Genomic DNA, 13,914 nt, shown 5'->3' with positions numbered 1-13,914 from the left:
TGTGGGTGGGTCAGAACTTCATCGCGCCGGCGGCGATGTCGGCGATGAAGTGGCGTCCACCGATGATGAAGACGCCGATCAGCGGGATGACACTCATCAGGGCACCGGCCATCACCATCGAGTAGTCGGTGCCGTAGATGCCGTTGAGCTGCTGCAGGGCGACCTGCAGGGGCAGCTTGTTCGGGTCGGTCATCACGATCAATGGCCAGAGGTAGTCGTTCCAGACGTTGATGAAGGTGAAGATACCCAGAAAGGCCAAGCCGGGCCTGAGCACGGGGATGCCGACGGTGAGGTACTGGCGGAAGAATCCGGCGCCGTCCACCTTGGCCGCGGCGATGAGCTCGTCGGGGATGGCGCCGCGGGCGTACTGGCGCATCCAGAAGATCCCGAACGCGTTGGCGGCGCCGGGGATGATCAGTGCCTTCAGCGACCCGATCCAGCCGAACTCGGCCAGTGTCACGAACTGCGGCACCAGGCTCAGCTGGGCCGGGATCATGAACGTGGCCAGCAGCAGCCCGAAGAGCCAGTTGCGGCCGGGGAACTCGTACTTGGCGAAGGCGAAGGCGGCCAGCGAGTCGAAGAACAGCACCAGCACGGTGACCGCGACCGACACGATCAGGGTGATCAGCATCGAGCCGAAGAAGTCGATGTTGTCGAGCACCTTGCCCATGTTCTCGAACAGGTGCGATCCGATCACCAGTTTGGGTGGGTAGCTGAAGATGTCCGAGGTGGTGTTGGAGGCCATCACCACCATCCAGTAGAACGGGAAGATCGACAGCAGCACGCCGAACATCAGCACGGCGTGGCTGATCACGTTACGGGCCCGGTCAGCGCGCATCGGCGGTCTCCTTTCCGGCGCGGCGGGAGGCTCGGCGGGCGATCCGCTCGTCACCGCCGCCGATCAGTCGCCAGTTGATGATGCTGAACAGCACGATCAGGATGAACAGGGCCCAGCCGATCGCGGCGCCGTACCCGAACTGGTTGTCCAGGAACGCGCTCTCGTACAGGTACGACACGATCGTCGTTCCCGCTCCACCCGGTCCGCCGGTGTCGCCGACCAGGACCTGGGACTCGGTGAAGATCTGCAGGCCGCCGATCGTCGAGGTGACCGCGGTGAACAGGATGACCGGGCGCAGCAGCGGCACGGTGATCCGCCAGAACGTCTGCCGCGACGACGCGCCGTCGACCCTGGCCGCCTCGTACACGTCGTTCGAGATCGCCTGCAGGCCGGCCAGGAAGATGATCGCGTTGTAGCCGACCCAGCGCCAGGTGACGATGGTGGCGATCGCGATCTTGATCCCCCACGGCTGGGTGAGCCATTCGATCTTGGTCAGCCCGACCGACTGCAGGAACGCGTTCAGCAGGCCGAAGTTGTTGCTGAAGATCGAGCCGAACACCATCGTGACGGCGACCACCGAGGTGACGTTCGGGATGAAGTAGGCGATCCGGTAGAAGCTGCGGAACCGGGTGGCGTTGTGCAGCGCGTTGGCGATCACCAGCGCCAGCATCAGCATCGGGACGGTCGACAGCACCCAGATGATGAGGGTGTTCCCGATCGACTGCCAGAACTTCGGGTCACCGAGCAGGTAGCTGTACTGCTCCAGGCCGACCCAGGTCATCTGCCCGATGCCGTCCCAGGAGTGGAACGAGATCCAGATCGAGAACAGCACCGGGAACGCGCCGAAGACAGCGAACAGGATGAAGAACGGCGAGATCGCGGCGTACTGCGGCAACGCCTGCCGGTACTTGCCCGGCGGCTTTCCGGAGCCCGGATCCTTGGTGGTGCTGATCGCGGACGGGAGTGTCTTGCTGGTCACTGCCATGTCAGATCGCCCCCGCTCGGGTGAGTTCACGCTCGATCTGCCGCTGGGCGTCGGCCCAGGCCTGGTCGGGCGACTTGCCCGCGACCTCGACGTTGACCAGCTCGGCAGAGATCGGCGAGCCGATGATCGAGTCGTACGGACTGAAGTAGGCGCCCGGGTACTTCTTGGCCGACGCGCCGAACACGTCGACGATCTTCTGGCCGCCGAAGAACGGATCCGGCGCGGTCATCCGCTCGTCGGTGTAGCTGGCCGGTGTGGACGGGAACAGCACCGGGTCGAGGAACGCCTGGGCCTGGTTCTTCGACGACTCCAGCCAGCTGATGAAGGCGAACGCGGCCTCGGGGTTCTTGCAGTACTTCGTGATGGCCAGGAACGACCCGCCACGGTTGCCGGCGCCGCCGGGCGGAGTCGTGACCCGCCAGAGTCCCTTGGTCTTCGGGGCAGCGTTCTTCGGCCCGAGCTGAGCCCACCAGACGGCCGCGTTGTAGGCGACGAGCTTGCCGTTGGTGACGACGGCATTGGCGTCCGTCGTCCCGGACTGCGCGTTGGCGGACAACCCTTCCTTCACCACCCGGATCGCGAGGTCGAACTGCTCGCGGATGTGGTCCTGGTCGCCGATGTATTGGCCGTCCTGCGTCATGTAGCGCTTGGACTGCTGAGCCAGCGCGTAACTGTAGACACCGGTGATGTTGTCGGTGATGGCCGAGCCGGGCACGGCCGCCTTGAGCTTCTTGCCGAGCTCGATGTAGGCGTCCCAGGTCGGCGCCAGCTCGGCGACGGCGGCCGGATCGGTGTCGATGCCGGCCTTCTGGAGCATGTCCGTGCGGTAGAACAGCGCGGTGGGGCCGGTGTCCATCGGGTACGCCATCATCTTGCCCTCGGGCGTGATCCCGAGCTTCCACTTCCAGGCGAGGAAGTCCTTCTCGAGCTCCTTGGCGCCGAGGTCGTTGAGATCGAGGAACTGGTCTGCGTTCGGGAAGTACGTCGCGACGTCGTCGTTGATCGCGACGATGTCGGGGACCAGCGATTTGCCGGCCAGCGCGGTCAGCACCTTGGTCTTGTAGTTGGTGCCGATCCGGGTCATCGCCAGGCGCATGTCGTCGTACCCTGGGATCGCCTTCTCGGCCTGTCCGATCAGGTCGTCGTTCACCGACCCGACCCAGGTCCACATGCTGAGCTGGTCGGAACCACCGAGCGAGCTGCGGGATCCGCACCCGGTGAGACCGGTCGCGGCCGCGGTGGCGCCCGCGCCGAGCGCGAAGAACTTCCTTCTGCTCACTGTCATACGCCTCACCTGGCGCTTTCTGTGTTCATTTCCGCCGGAAGTTGTCCAGAATTGTTCAGGCACCGACAAGGTAAGCGCATACCGACTGAACCGGTCAAGGCCCCAAGGTGTCAGGATGGCGACATGATCTCCGCCGTTCTCTTCGACGCCGACGGCGTCATCCAGCGCCCGACCATCGACTGGTGGTCGCGGCTGACGTCGTTCGTCCCGGCCGGCGACGGCGATGCCTTCGTCGCTGACCTCATGCAGGCCGAGAAGCCGAGCCTGGTCGGCAAAGGTGACTTCCGGGACGCCGTGGCCGAAGTCCTCCGGCGCTGGAACTCTCCTGTGCCGCTGGAGGACGCGCTGGAGCCGTGGCACTGGTTCGCCGCTGAACCGGCGGCCGTCTCGTTGATCGCAGCCTTGCGCGCCGATGGCGTCGACTGTCATCTCGCCACGAACCAGCATGCGTATCGGCGCGCGATCATGCAGGACGAGCGCGGGTACGGCGAGTGGTTCGACCAGACCTTCTACTCGTGCGACCTGGGGCTGGCCAAGCCCGATCCGGCGTACTTCCGGGCGATTCTCGGCGCGCTCGAGGTCCCGGCCTCGTCGGTGCTGTTCATCGACGACAACGAAAGCAACGTAGCGGGCGCCCGGAGCGTCGGACTGCACGCCGAGGTCTACGATCTCGAGTCGGGCGTGGACGAGCTGATCGCCCTGCTTCGCCGGTACGAACTCTTGTGATGCGGGAGTAGATGTGGCATCGTCGCGGGACAGATGACAACGTAGGACAGCGCCAGCCGCTCCTGGAGGCAACGGCGACCCGCAACCCGTTCTCGGAGGCCGGCTACTCGATCGTCCTCTGGCACGCGTGGAGCAAGTCGGTCGACAACGTGATGACGGTCGTCAACGGCCTCGCCCCCCATGTGAAGGTCATCCCGCCCGACTCCCTCGTCAAGATGGTCGGCAAGCACACGAAGCAGTAGAAGCGTTCTGATGTGGCCCGGCTGGTCGCGGCGGATGGTCGCGACCAGCCGGGACAGGCGTCAGAGCTTGCGGTAGTAGACGGCAACCGGGAGTTGTACGCAGCCGAGGCTCTCGTAGAGAGCGCGAGCGGGCGCGTGGAAGTCGTCGCCCCCGGTGCCGATCTCGACTACCTCGGCACCGTGCTGTCGCATCGCATCGAAGGCGTGCTCGCAGAGTGCGGTGCCGAGGTTGTCCCGGCGGTGGTCGGCCGCGACAGCCAGGATGGTGATGCTGCCGTTCCGCCGTACGGAGTCGATGCTCCAGGCAACGTAACCGGCGACGACCCGATCGACTTCGGCGACCGCGACGTGCTTGTCCTGCGCGGGCTCGTGGAGCCCAGCGACCTGTTTGCGGTAGTCGTCGCGCCAGTTGCCGTGCTGGTTGGCGAAAATGGTCTCGCCCACGAGCGGGCGGAAGGACTCTTCGTAGAACGGCCGGAATGTCTCGATGGTCAGCTCGGTGAGCCGAGTGAGATCAGCTTGGACGTACGAACGAATGAGCATGAAGTGTGCCTCTCGCACTGAGGGAGGATCGGACGTGTCTTGACCCGCTCAGGCTCGTGATGCAGCGGCGGGTCACCCTCAGCGGCGACTACGCCAGGCGGCGAAGCACTCCATGCGCGCAACAGTACTTTGCGTGCCTGACCAACCTGGGGTGACTGACGAGCTCAGCGGTTCAGTCATCCGGCAGCGGTCCTGGGGCTCGGTGGGTGCCAGTGGGGTCGACGGTGAAGGTGAAGCCGTTGGGGGTGGTCCATTCCAGGGTTGTGTGGTCGAGGCGGCGTAGCTTCCAGCGGCCGTGGGTCTTGACCCTGTGCGGGAAGCGGCGCAGGGGTGCGAGATTCATGGTGTTGGTCTGGCCGGGTGGGCCGAGCGGGTCGTAGGGCTGGATATGGTCCAGGTCCATCGGGGCGTGGGTTTCGCGGGTGCCGTAGGGGAACACTTCGACCGGGTGCATCAGCTTGATCCGTTCGCGGATCCGGTCGGGGATTTCGTATGCGTCGACGCTGACGGCGTCATGCAGATCGATGATCGGCTTTACGGTGTACGGGCCGTGGCCGATGAGTTCGGTGAGCTGGGACGCGATGAGCGGGCCGATGTCTTCGGCCCTGAGTACGCCGTTGCCGGTGGCGAGGGTGTGGTCGGTGAGGTGTACGTAGATCTCGGTCTGCCCAGGGCTCAGCCGTCCGCGGGATCGCGGCTGGGTGTGTGCGTCGTACCTGATCTGCGCGAGCCGGGCGTCCAGCGCGCGGCGGGCGGCAGCGTCCAGCGGCTGGCCGGCGTCGGGGTCGGACAGCAGGCCAGGGTCGAACGGCTCGACAGCCTCGTTGTAAAGGGTGTCGAGTGGGTCGGGGAGGTCGCTGTCTGCGGGGTGTGGCGCGTCGCGGTCCGCCTCGTCGTTCAGGTGAGGCTCGGCCCAATCGTCCGGCGGGACTTCGTCCTCAAGACGGTCGGGGCCATCCGTGCCTGTCTGTTCGGGCAGATCGCAAGTCCGGGGTGTACGACCTTCCTCGGTGGCCGGCTCAGCGGTCGCCGCAGAGGGTGGCGCGGCACTGCCGCCGGCGGTGTCAACCGCTCGTGCGGTGCGGTGCGGGGTGGCGGCGGCGTCAGCCGCTCGGGCGTGGCGATCCGGAATCGTCGCCGGACGGGTGCTGATGAGGTGTTGGTGAGCCTGGTGGAGGAGTTCTTCGGTGTAGCGGGGGTCGGCGATGATGCCGACGGCGCTGGCGCGGCGGTTTTGTAGAGAGTTCGTGTCGCCGATGATCTTCAGGGCTTCGGCGATGCTGCCGATGCGGGCGTTGAACCTCGTTGCATGCCCGGAGGCGGTGCGGATGAAGATCTTCTTGGAGCCAAACTCGTCGCAGCGGCTCACATAGACGCCGCGTTCCCGGTTCTTCTCCTCGGCCTTCTTGCGGGCGCCGTCGGGGTCGGCGTGCTTCTTCGCGGCTTCGACGATCTTGTCCAGCCGGCCGGGAGTGAGTGAGTCGACGACCCGGGCTACTCGCTGGTCGACAGTCCTGGCGGCGTCATAGGACAACTCCAGGCAGGCGGTGGCGATCTTGCGGGCCTTCCAGGGCGTTGCCTCTCCGGCCAGGACGCGGGCCCAGGTCAACGGGAGGCGGTGCCGCAGCGCCAAGGCTTGCCCGATGTAATCCGCGGCCGCGCCCGCCGAGATCCCGATCATCACGCCGAACTCGGCCGGTGCGAACTCGGCGATCTCGGGGCAGCCGTCGCCGCCGAGGACGACGGCACGTTCGCGGCCGTCGGAAGACGGCCGCCGGGGACGGGTCGGACAGAGGCCGGGGTGGTAGCGGTCGGCGTAGATCTGGGCGTGTTCGAGAAGCCGCGCGTCGAGGCGGTTGGCCTCGGCACGGTGCGCGGCGGCCGATTCCAACAGGTCAGCCGTCGGCAGCGAAGTCAGATCTTCATCGAACATGTGTTCGATCTTATGCCAAACCTCGCACCGCGCCAAACGCAGACAGGCTCAGAATCCCTTATCCACAAGGGGAAACGTCACACTCATTCAACGCAACCAAGCATGTATGCAGGCACGACTGCGGTAAGTCGCGGGACGACGGGGGCGTCGAGTTCGCTGGGCGGAAGCAGCACGCGGCTGCCTACCTCGGACGGTGATGGGGTCGACAGTTTGCCCCGCAGCGCGGGGGTCTTCTCGTCGAGCGTGCCCAGGTCATCGCGCTGAAGGCTGGTCACTACGTCCGCTCGGCGCGCGAGTGCCGAGCGGTATGCCAGCGACCGAGCCGCCCCAGCGGACCACGGCCGCGCTGCATCGGCGGCCGTGGGCCGGGGCCGCCAGTGCATACGGATGACCGCGGGAGCCAGCGCGGGCGAGCGACCACCGCACCAACTCCCGCGTGCACCAGCGGACTGCGGCCATACAGTTCGCGGGCGTCCGATGGCGGCGCTGGTGCACGCGGGTGCGCCACGACGTGGTGGGCGCGGATAGGTGTACTCGGGCTGGTTGTCAGTCGCTCTGCTGAGCGCGGGGAGTCAGGCAGTCGACGCGGTGGAGGGTGTCTCCATGGGCAGGCTGGAGGGCCTCACGCCTGTCCGGTCGGCGGCTGAGGGCGATGAGGGCGAGGATCAGCGGGATCGCGATCAGATAGGCCGTGCGGAGATCGGCCAGGCGGGCTAGGGACGCTAGGGCGGCGGGGGTTACCAGGATGGCAGTGCCGGAGGCCAGGGCGCCGATTGCTGCTAGGCGGGTTGGGTTGGGGCCTGGGGTGGCGACCAGGGCGGCCAGGGTGACGGGGTAGAGCGGGGCTACGCCGGTACCGGCGATGACCAGGCCGATGGTGACGGCGGCCGGGGAGTCGAAGAGGCTGACGAGGAGCGTGCCGATGATCGCGAGCAGGCCGCCCGGGACGACAGGCGACCAGGTGCGCCAGTGGATAGGACCGACCGCGCGGCCAACCGCCATACCGATCGGGAACGCGCTGCCTAAGAGCGCGGAAGTTGCCATCGGCAACCCTGTGGCCAGCAGCCGTGCGACAGCCCAGACAACGAAGCAGAACTCCACACCGACCGCCAGCACCACACGCAGCCAGCCCAATGCGACGGCCACAGCGGCAGTGCGGGTCGACGCCACTCCCCCGCTGAGCGGTTCGTCAGGCTGGCCGTCCACAGGCTTGACCTTGAGTACGGCGAGGCCGACAAGCGGCGGTACGGCGGCCAGCAGCGCCAGGCGGCCCGTGGGACCGAGAGAGTCAACCGCACCGATCGCGATAGGCGCCAGAATCCCCGTGGCACTGGCGACCGCGTTCACCCTGCTCAGGCGCGCAGCAGCAGTTGGGCCGTGCAACACGAGTGGAGCGACGAGTACGAGCAGCGCCCCACCCAGGCCGACGCACAGTCCGCCTGCGACCGCCACGCCGTACGCAGGCGCCAGCGCGAGCAGCACCGCGCCAACCGCACACACCAGCGAGCCGATGCGCAGCACCGTGGTGAGCGCCCACGATCGCAGCAGCATCGGGCCCACTACCGCGACGACGACCAGCCCCACTGCGAAGGCGGACGACAGTAGCGCGAGTCGGCCAGTGGACTCGTCCAGGTCACGGGCGAGCACGGCGACGCAGGCACCGAGCCCCGCCAGCAGGTACCCCATTGACGAGAGTCCGACGCCGATCCGGATCCCGTCCGCCCGGCCTGTCATCCGGCTGTCAGATCGGCAGACCCAGAGTCCTCCGTCCGGGCGGCTGCGAGCAGGTCGGCGAGCTGGTGAAGGTCAGCCAACTGGATGTCGGCCGACAGCCCCTTCAAACCGGCTGTAACAGCTCCAGCGGCTTCGCCGGCTGCCAGGCCGACTGCGGCATCTTCTACGACCAGGCACTGCCGAGGTGGTACGCCGAGTAGATCGGCAGCGTGCAGATACCCCTCAGGGTCCGGCTTGCCACGGGTGATGTCTTCGACCGTCACCAGCACAGGTGGTTCGATGCCGGCTGCAGCCAGGCGTACCTTGGCCAGCCGGTTGTCCGCGCTGGTCACGACCGCCCAAGGCAGGCCGAGTCGATCCAGCACGCCGAGAACCTCGACCGCACCAGGTGTCGCCACAACGTCGGACAGGTCGTCGTACTGGAGCTCCAGCTGCCTGGCCGCTGCTGCCGCCCGTGCCTCCGCCGGCAAGTCGGAGCGCATGCGGTCCACAGTGGATTCGGCCGGGCTGCCGTGGGCGATGGCGAGCACGTCGGCGACCGGTACGCCGTACTCCCCCGACCAGACCGTCCACGCGCGCTCCACGGCGGCGTCGGAGTCGACGAGTGTGCCGTCCATGTCGAACAGCACGGCGCGGATGTCGCGGATCGCCATCACCCCTCCATTAAACTCGTTCTCCGAGCATAAGGTAGAACCATGGCATGACGACAGTGGTGCGCCGCGGGCAGTGGCAGACGGCTGCCGACGTACTCACTCGGGTGAGCCGTCGGCCCGGGATCACGCGGGCCGAGGTGGCGCGGGAGCTGCGGCTGAGCACCAGTTCGGCCACTGAGGTCACCGCGCGGCTGCGCGAAGTACAGCTACTCACTGAGGTCCCTGCACCTAGTCGGGGACGCGGGCGGCCGACGACTCTGCTGCGCGCGCATCCCCGTGGCCCTGTGGTGCTCGCACTGGACCTCCGGCAGGGCAGTTGGCGGAGTGCTGTGGTCGCGCTGGACGGGTCGTTCCTGGACCAGCAGTCAAAGCGTCACCGGAGTCGAAGGCCGCAGGTGGTCCTGGGTAATCTGCAAAGAGTCGTGGAGCAGGTGCGGGACGAGTACGGCGAGCGCCTGCGAGTGGTGAGCCTCGCGGCGCCAGGCACCATCCGCGACAACCATCTAATGCAGGCACCGACGCTGGACTGGTCCGAGCTGGACCTGGAGATCGTCACAGCAGGTACAGGGCTGACGCTGCTCGCCGGCAACGACGCCACGCTGAGTGGTGTGGCTGAGGCCCGCACTGGCGCTGCTGCCGGAGCTGGTACGGCGTTGCACCTGATCGTCGAGGTGGGTATCGGCGGCACGCTGCTGATCGACGGCGTGCCCGCGCAGGGGCGGTCGGGGGCTGGCGGGGAGTACGGGCACGTACCGTTCGGCGACCGCGCACGGCAGTGTCCGTGCGGAGCGCGTGGGTGCTGGGACCTGGAGGTCGACGGTCGCGCACTGGCTCGTCACCTCAAGGAGCCTGCACCAGAGGACCCGTACGGCTACGCCGAGGACGTGCTGCGGCGTACTGGCCCTGCTGCGAGCCGTGCGGTCGCCAGAGTGGTCACTGCACTCGCCACTGGCATCGCAGGTCTCGTCAACGCGCATGACCCGGATGTGGTCACTCTGGGCGGGTTGGCCATCCCACTCCGGGCTGCCGCCAACTCCACCTTCGACCAGGCCTACCTAGCCGGACTGATGACCTTCCACCGCGCCTCTCCCCCGCCGGTGATGCCTGCCGCGCACCAGCCTGACGGTCCGTTGCGCGGGGCCGCGGCACTGGCGCTGGACCACCTCACCGCCGAGCCGTCGATCGCTACGTGGGCTGATCGGCGCTGACTTCCCCCACCGGCGGCTCGTCCTCAACAGCCGACTCTGCCTCCACAGCGGGCTTGGGGACGATCGGAGGCTCCACCTGCGCCAGGATCGTGATGATGTCGTGGCGGTGGTGCTGGATCTCGTGAGCGGTGTGGCGGATGATCCAGCCCAGTGTCCGCGGCGCACGCACCGGGTAGTTGTAGAGACCCAGCTTGCCCAGCTGCGGCGGCGTCAGCACCCGCGCGGCCGCACCGAACTCGCGAGCGAACCGCATCAGCGCGGCCGCCACCTCCATCGGGTCCTGGTCCTCGTACTTGAGCTCCTTCACCCGACCGGTCCGGTCCATGGGCGCGTACACCGGCCGGTCCTCCGCGAGGCACTGGGCTATCCGCTGCCGCTGGACCTCCAGCACGTCGCGCACATGGCAGGCGTACTCGATGGCCGACCACACCTCAGGCTCCGGCCGCAGCCGTACGACGTCCGGATCAGGCCCGGCCGCCGCTTTGGTGAGCGCCATGCTGCAGTCGGCTGACTGCCGGATCAGCGTGGTCACCGTGCCCTGCAGATCGCCCGTGTCGTAGTTGAACCCGCACTGCTCGCAGTACCCGTCCACCGGCGGCTGCCGCTTGCTCAACTGCTGCTCCCTCGAAATCGCCAGGCGTGATCGACCGGACCGATTCCACCACCGAGCGCGAACCCGGCCCCGATCGCCCCGGTCACGTACTCCTTGGCCGCCCCCACTGCACCCGGTACGTCGTACCCACGCGCAAGGTACGACGCGATCGCACTGGCCAGTGTGCATCCGGTGCCATGGGTGTGCCGGTTGTCCGCGCGTACGGCGCTGTAGGCCCGCCGTACCCCTGGACCGTGCAGTACGTCGACAGACGCCGTACCCGGGTCGTGGCCGCCCTTCACGAGCACCCACGAGGCTCCTGCATCGAGTAGCACCTTCGCCGCGAGCTCTCGATCCTCCACCGTCTCCAAGTCCATGCCGGCGACCGGTCCGAGCTCGGTGAGGTTCGGCGTGAGGACAGTTGCCAGCGGCACGATCTCCGACCGTACGGCGTCCATCGCATCGGCGGCCAGCAACGCGTCACCGTGCTTCGACACCGAGACCGGGTCCACCACGACAGGCACCGACGGCGGCAAGGTGCGCAGCAACGACGCGACCACCCGGACCATCGACTCCGACGCCAGCATGCCGGTCTTCACAGCGTCGACCCCGATGTCGTCCACCACACTGCGGAACTGCGCCCGCACCTGCTCCTCCGGCAGCTCCCACGCCCCCTGGACGCCGAGACTGTTCTGCGCCGTGATCGCGGTCAGCACGCTCATCCCGTGCACACCGTTGGCCAGCATCGACTTCAGATCCGCCTGGATCCCGGCACCGCCGCCGGAGTCCGATCCGGCGATCGTCAGCACTCTGGGCAGCATCTCAACTCCTGAAATGAGCGTGACCGGACTCGGCGGCGTACGCCTCTCCGTCCACCGTGACGGTTCCGGCCGACCGTTCCTCGTTGCCCTCCGCAACCGAACCGATGACGGTCCAGCCCTCGGGTACGTCGGCCGGCTCGAAAGTACCGACCAGCGCGTGGTCCTCGCCGCCGGTCAGGACGAACTTGAGCGCGTCCAGGCCAGTCGCCGCCGCGACGGCCTGCAGTGGCTCGGGTACGGTGAGCGCCTGCGAGTGCACGTCGATGACGACCTGACTGGCGACTGCGATATGACCGAGGTCGGCCAGCAGCCCGTCGCTCACGTCACACAGGGAGGAAGCGCCGGCGAGGGCAGCCTTGGGCCCTTCGGCGTACGGCGGTTGCGGGCGGCGATGTGCCTCGACCACCGAGCGGGGTGAGCGGAAGCCGCGGCTCAGCACCATCCAGCCGGCTTCGGCCCAGCCCAGCCGGCCGATGTAGGCGACCTCGTCGCCAGGGCGCGCACCGGAGCGCAGGACCGGCGGCCGGCCATCCAGCGTGCCGAACGCGGTCACCGAGACGATGATCTTGTCCGACTGCACGGTGTCGCCGCCCACGATGCTGACCTCGACCAGCTCGGCCTCGTCGACCAGGCCCTGGTTGAGCTCCAGCGCCCAGGCGGTCGGCAGGTCCGGCGGCGCTCCGAAGCCGACCACGAGCGAGGTCGGCCGGGCACCCATGGCCATGATGTCGGCCAGGTTCTGTGCCGCGGCCTTGCGGCCCACGTCGTACGCCGACGACCAGTCCTGGCGGAAGTGGCGGCCCTCGACCAGCAGATCCGTCGTGATCACCATCCGGCCGTCCGGCACGGCCACCACGGCCGCGTCGTCGCCGGGCCCGACCAGGACGTCCTCACCTGTGGACAGCCCTTTGGTGACGGCCTCGATCAGGCCGAACTCACCCGTGCTCCCCAACGTCTCTGTCACGTCAGCAGACCTCCCATATCGCCAACCGGAGTCTAGGCGGTACCGTGACCGGGCAACGAAGAGTACGCCCGGCCGTCTCGCAGTACCGTGGCCGGAGCCAGCTGAGGACGACTGAGTGGAGAACGACGTGGTGGTCCAGGCCTACATCCTGATCCAGACCGAGGTCGGCAAAGCTGCCGATGTCGCGGCACAGATCGCCGAGGTCCAGGGCGTCACCCTGGCTGAGGACGTCACCGGTCCGTACGACGTGATCGTGCGCGCCGAAGCCCGCAACGTCGACGAGCTGGGCAAACTGGTGGTTGCCAAGGTCCAGAACGTGCCCGGCATCACCCGCACCCTGACCTGCCCCGTCGTTCACATCTGACCACGAGGGGTCCCGCCCTCCTTTCGCATGCCCAAAGTCCTGTTCGCTGCACTCGGCGTGATCCTGGTGGCCGGGTGCAGCCCGGGCCCCGTGCCCGTCGCCGTACCGTCTCCCGGCCCCGAGGTCGCGGCCGCCTGTGATCCGCTGGTGAAAGCGCTGCCCGACAAGGTGCTGGACGCCGAGCGGCGTGAGACCGAGCCGGTCAGTCCGCTCACCGCGGCGTACGGCGATCCGCCGATCGAGGTCACCTGCGGGGTAGCGCAGCCGGCCGGGATGGCCGAGGCGCAGTCGCAGTGCTTCGAGGTGAACGGCGTCGGCTGGTTCGCCAAGGAAGTGGAGAACGGCGTCATCTTCACCACGATCGGCCGCCAGGTGTACTTCGAGGTCGCCGTTCCGTCGAAATACGCTCCGGAAGCGAACGCCCTGACCGACGTTTCCGACGCTGTCCACAGGTACAACAAACTCATCACTCCCTGCATCTGACAACGGCATACTCCAGCCGAAACCGAAAAATGTTCGTCGGCGGTGTCCGGTTCGATCCGGCGGGGGCGACGTACCAGGCGAGAGGCACCGCGGTGGTGCCCGGGACGACGGGAGATTCCGATGAAGTACATGATCCTCACGTACGCGTCGCAGCAGGACTACGACGGGATGGCGGGCAAGGACACCGGCAAGCCGGCCTGGACCGCCGAGGACTTCGCGGCGATGGGCGCGTTCATGGAGAAGTTCAACAACGACCTGATCGAGTCCGGGGAACTGGTGGAGACGCGCGGGCTCGCGGCGCCGGTGCTGACCAGACGGCTGGGTTCGAAGGACGGCGCCGCGGTGGTGACGGACGGGCCGTACGCCGAGACACAAGAAGTGCTGGCCGGTTACTGGATCGTCGAGTGCGAGTCGTTCGACCGGGCGACCGAGATCGCCGCCCGGCTGGCCGACACGCCCGCGCCTGAGTTCGTTCGAGCGACCGCGTACGCCGACATCCGGCCGGTGATCGAGGGTCGCGGCGAGATCCTGGACTGACCGGTC

At 67.6% G+C, this 13,914-nt stretch carries 16 protein-coding genes; 6 read left to right on the top strand and 10 right to left on the bottom strand.

All coding sequences use genetic code 11. The annotated features are described in order from the left end of the window. Positions 1 to 10 precede the first annotated feature (10 nt). From AB0F43_RS33595 to AB0F43_RS33585, 3 genes are read right to left on the bottom strand one after another with little or no spacing between them, the layout of a single operon-like run. The gene (locus AB0F43_RS33595) at positions 11 to 838 is read right to left on the bottom strand and encodes a carbohydrate ABC transporter permease (RefSeq protein WP_360486242.1); all 828 of its coding nucleotides are present in this window, start codon (positions 836 to 838) and stop codon (positions 11 to 13) included. Continuing rightward, positions 828 to 1,823 (bottom strand): sugar ABC transporter permease, encoded by a 996-nt coding sequence (locus AB0F43_RS33590; protein WP_360486239.1) that lies wholly within the window; start codon positions 1,821 to 1,823, stop codon positions 828 to 830. Before AB0F43_RS33590 ends, AB0F43_RS33595 begins: the two co-directional genes overlap by 11 nt. Before the next feature lies 1 nt (position 1,824). After that, positions 1,825 to 3,108: an extracellular solute-binding protein gene (locus tag AB0F43_RS33585; protein ID WP_360486236.1), complete on the bottom strand. Its 1,284-nt coding sequence runs from the start codon at positions 3,106 to 3,108 to the stop codon at positions 1,825 to 1,827. A gap of 123 nt (positions 3,109 to 3,231) precedes the next feature. Here AB0F43_RS33585 and AB0F43_RS33580 point away from each other — a divergent pair, with 123 nt between their 5' ends. Together AB0F43_RS33580 and AB0F43_RS33575 are read left to right on the top strand one after the other, a co-directional pair. Next, positions 3,232 to 3,834, top strand: coding sequence for an HAD-IA family hydrolase (locus tag AB0F43_RS33580; RefSeq protein ID WP_360486233.1), 603 nt, complete (start codon positions 3,232 to 3,234; stop codon positions 3,832 to 3,834). 11 nt (positions 3,835 to 3,845) lie between these two features. Continuing rightward, positions 3,846 to 4,076 (top strand): hypothetical protein, encoded by a 231-nt coding sequence (locus AB0F43_RS33575; RefSeq protein ID WP_360486231.1) that lies wholly within the window; start codon positions 3,846 to 3,848, stop codon positions 4,074 to 4,076. Positions 4,077 to 4,136: 60 nt separating this feature from the next. Here AB0F43_RS33575 and AB0F43_RS33570 read toward each other — a convergent pair whose 3' ends face one another. The 4 genes from AB0F43_RS33570 to AB0F43_RS33555 all read right to left on the bottom strand — a co-directional run bounded on the left by AB0F43_RS33570 (position 4,137) and on the right by AB0F43_RS33555 (position 8,939). Continuing rightward, positions 4,137 to 4,619, bottom strand: a complete 483-nt coding sequence (locus AB0F43_RS33570) for a GNAT family N-acetyltransferase (protein ID WP_360486228.1) — start codon at positions 4,617 to 4,619, stop codon at positions 4,137 to 4,139. 172 nt (positions 4,620 to 4,791) lie between these two features. Next, positions 4,792 to 6,588 carry a DUF222 domain-containing protein gene (locus tag AB0F43_RS33565; protein ID WP_360486225.1) on the bottom strand — a complete coding sequence of 599 codons (1,797 nt, stop codon included), beginning with the start codon at positions 6,586 to 6,588 and terminating at the stop codon, positions 4,792 to 4,794. Positions 6,589 to 7,098: 510 nt separating this feature from the next. Beyond that, positions 7,099 to 8,286: an MFS transporter gene (locus AB0F43_RS33560; protein ID WP_360486222.1), complete on the bottom strand. Its 1,188-nt coding sequence runs from the start codon at positions 8,284 to 8,286 to the stop codon at positions 7,099 to 7,101. After that, a complete protein-coding gene (locus AB0F43_RS33555) occupies positions 8,283 to 8,939 on the bottom strand; it encodes an HAD-IA family hydrolase (RefSeq protein WP_360486219.1) in 657 nt (218 codons plus the stop codon). The genes AB0F43_RS33560 and AB0F43_RS33555 overlap by 4 nt, the downstream gene beginning before the upstream one ends. A 47-nt stretch (positions 8,940 to 8,986) precedes the next feature. On the opposite strand from AB0F43_RS33555, the gene AB0F43_RS33550 reads away from it, so the two are divergent. Then, a complete protein-coding gene (locus AB0F43_RS33550) occupies positions 8,987 to 10,147 on the top strand; it encodes an ROK family transcriptional regulator (RefSeq protein ID WP_360486216.1) in 1,161 nt (386 codons plus the stop codon). On the opposite strand, the gene AB0F43_RS33545 is transcribed toward AB0F43_RS33550, so the two are convergent. From AB0F43_RS33545 to AB0F43_RS33535, 3 genes are read right to left on the bottom strand one after another with little or no spacing between them, the layout of a single operon-like run. Next, on the bottom strand, positions 10,125 to 10,760 hold the full coding sequence (locus tag AB0F43_RS33545; protein ID WP_360486213.1) for a DinB family protein: 636 nt from the start codon (positions 10,758 to 10,760) through the stop codon (positions 10,125 to 10,127). The two genes, AB0F43_RS33550 and AB0F43_RS33545, sit on opposite strands and share 23 nt — an antisense overlap. Next, on the bottom strand, positions 10,757 to 11,560 hold the full coding sequence (gene thiD / locus AB0F43_RS33540) for a bifunctional hydroxymethylpyrimidine kinase/phosphomethylpyrimidine kinase (RefSeq protein ID WP_360486210.1): 804 nt from the start codon (positions 11,558 to 11,560) through the stop codon (positions 10,757 to 10,759). Before thiD ends, AB0F43_RS33545 begins: the two co-directional genes overlap by 4 nt. Before the next feature lies 1 nt (position 11,561). After that, a complete protein-coding gene (locus AB0F43_RS33535) occupies positions 11,562 to 12,524 on the bottom strand; it encodes a thiamine-phosphate kinase (RefSeq protein WP_360486207.1) in 963 nt (320 codons plus the stop codon). Between the two features lie 130 nt (positions 12,525 to 12,654). Here AB0F43_RS33535 and AB0F43_RS33530 point away from each other — a divergent pair, with 130 nt between their 5' ends. The 3 genes from AB0F43_RS33530 (at position 12,655) to AB0F43_RS33520 (ending at position 13,908) form a co-directional block, all read left to right on the top strand. Further along, positions 12,655 to 12,888 carry an Lrp/AsnC ligand binding domain-containing protein gene (locus AB0F43_RS33530; RefSeq protein WP_040455366.1) on the top strand — a complete coding sequence of 78 codons (234 nt, stop codon included), beginning with the start codon at positions 12,655 to 12,657 and terminating at the stop codon, positions 12,886 to 12,888. Between the two features lie 27 nt (positions 12,889 to 12,915). Continuing rightward, entirely contained in the window at positions 12,916 to 13,371 is a 456-nt protein-coding gene (locus AB0F43_RS33525; protein ID WP_360486204.1) for a DUF3515 domain-containing protein, read from the top strand. 120 nt (positions 13,372 to 13,491) lie between these two features. Next, on the top strand, positions 13,492 to 13,908 hold the full coding sequence (locus tag AB0F43_RS33520; protein ID WP_360486201.1) for a YciI family protein: 417 nt from the start codon (positions 13,492 to 13,494) through the stop codon (positions 13,906 to 13,908). Positions 13,909 to 13,914: the final 6 nt, after the last annotated feature.

It is taken from the genome of Kribbella sp. NPDC023972 (genome assembly GCF_040639075.1).
In the GTDB taxonomy this organism is placed as follows: Bacteria; Actinomycetota; Actinomycetes; order Propionibacteriales; family Kribbellaceae; genus Kribbella.
Note: the sequence above shows the minus strand (reverse complement) of the source record. Positions and strands in the feature narration are given on the sequence as shown.

Bases quoted from the DNA above. Each gene is read 5' to 3' on its own strand.
- AB0F43_RS33590 (WP_360486239.1), bottom strand. From the start codon at position 1,823: ATGGCAGTGACCAGCAAGACACTCCCGTCCGCGATCAGCACCACCAAG.
- thiD (WP_360486210.1), bottom strand. From the start codon at position 11,560: ATGCTGCCCAGAGTGCTGACGATCGCCGGATCGGACTCCGGCGGCGGT.
- AB0F43_RS33520 (WP_360486201.1), top strand. From the start codon at position 13,492: ATGAAGTACATGATCCTCACGTACGCGTCGCAGCAGGACTACGACGGG.
- AB0F43_RS33550 (WP_360486216.1), top strand. From the start codon at position 8,987: ATGACGACAGTGGTGCGCCGCGGGCAGTGGCAGACGGCTGCCGACGTA.
- AB0F43_RS33570 (WP_360486228.1), bottom strand. From the start codon at position 4,619: ATGCTCATTCGTTCGTACGTCCAAGCTGATCTCACTCGGCTCACCGAG.
- AB0F43_RS33560 (WP_360486222.1), bottom strand. From the start codon at position 8,286: ATGACAGGCCGGGCGGACGGGATCCGGATCGGCGTCGGACTCTCGTCA.
- AB0F43_RS33585 (WP_360486236.1), bottom strand. From the start codon at position 3,108: ATGACAGTGAGCAGAAGGAAGTTCTTCGCGCTCGGCGCGGGCGCCACC.
- AB0F43_RS33580 (WP_360486233.1), top strand. From the start codon at position 3,232: ATGATCTCCGCCGTTCTCTTCGACGCCGACGGCGTCATCCAGCGCCCG.
- AB0F43_RS33595 (WP_360486242.1), bottom strand. From the start codon at position 838: ATGCGCGCTGACCGGGCCCGTAACGTGATCAGCCACGCCGTGCTGATG.
- AB0F43_RS33525 (WP_360486204.1), top strand. From the start codon at position 12,916: ATGCCCAAAGTCCTGTTCGCTGCACTCGGCGTGATCCTGGTGGCCGGG.
- AB0F43_RS33555 (WP_360486219.1), bottom strand. From the start codon at position 8,939: ATGGCGATCCGCGACATCCGCGCCGTGCTGTTCGACATGGACGGCACA.
- AB0F43_RS33575 (WP_360486231.1), top strand. From the start codon at position 3,846: ATGTGGCATCGTCGCGGGACAGATGACAACGTAGGACAGCGCCAGCCG.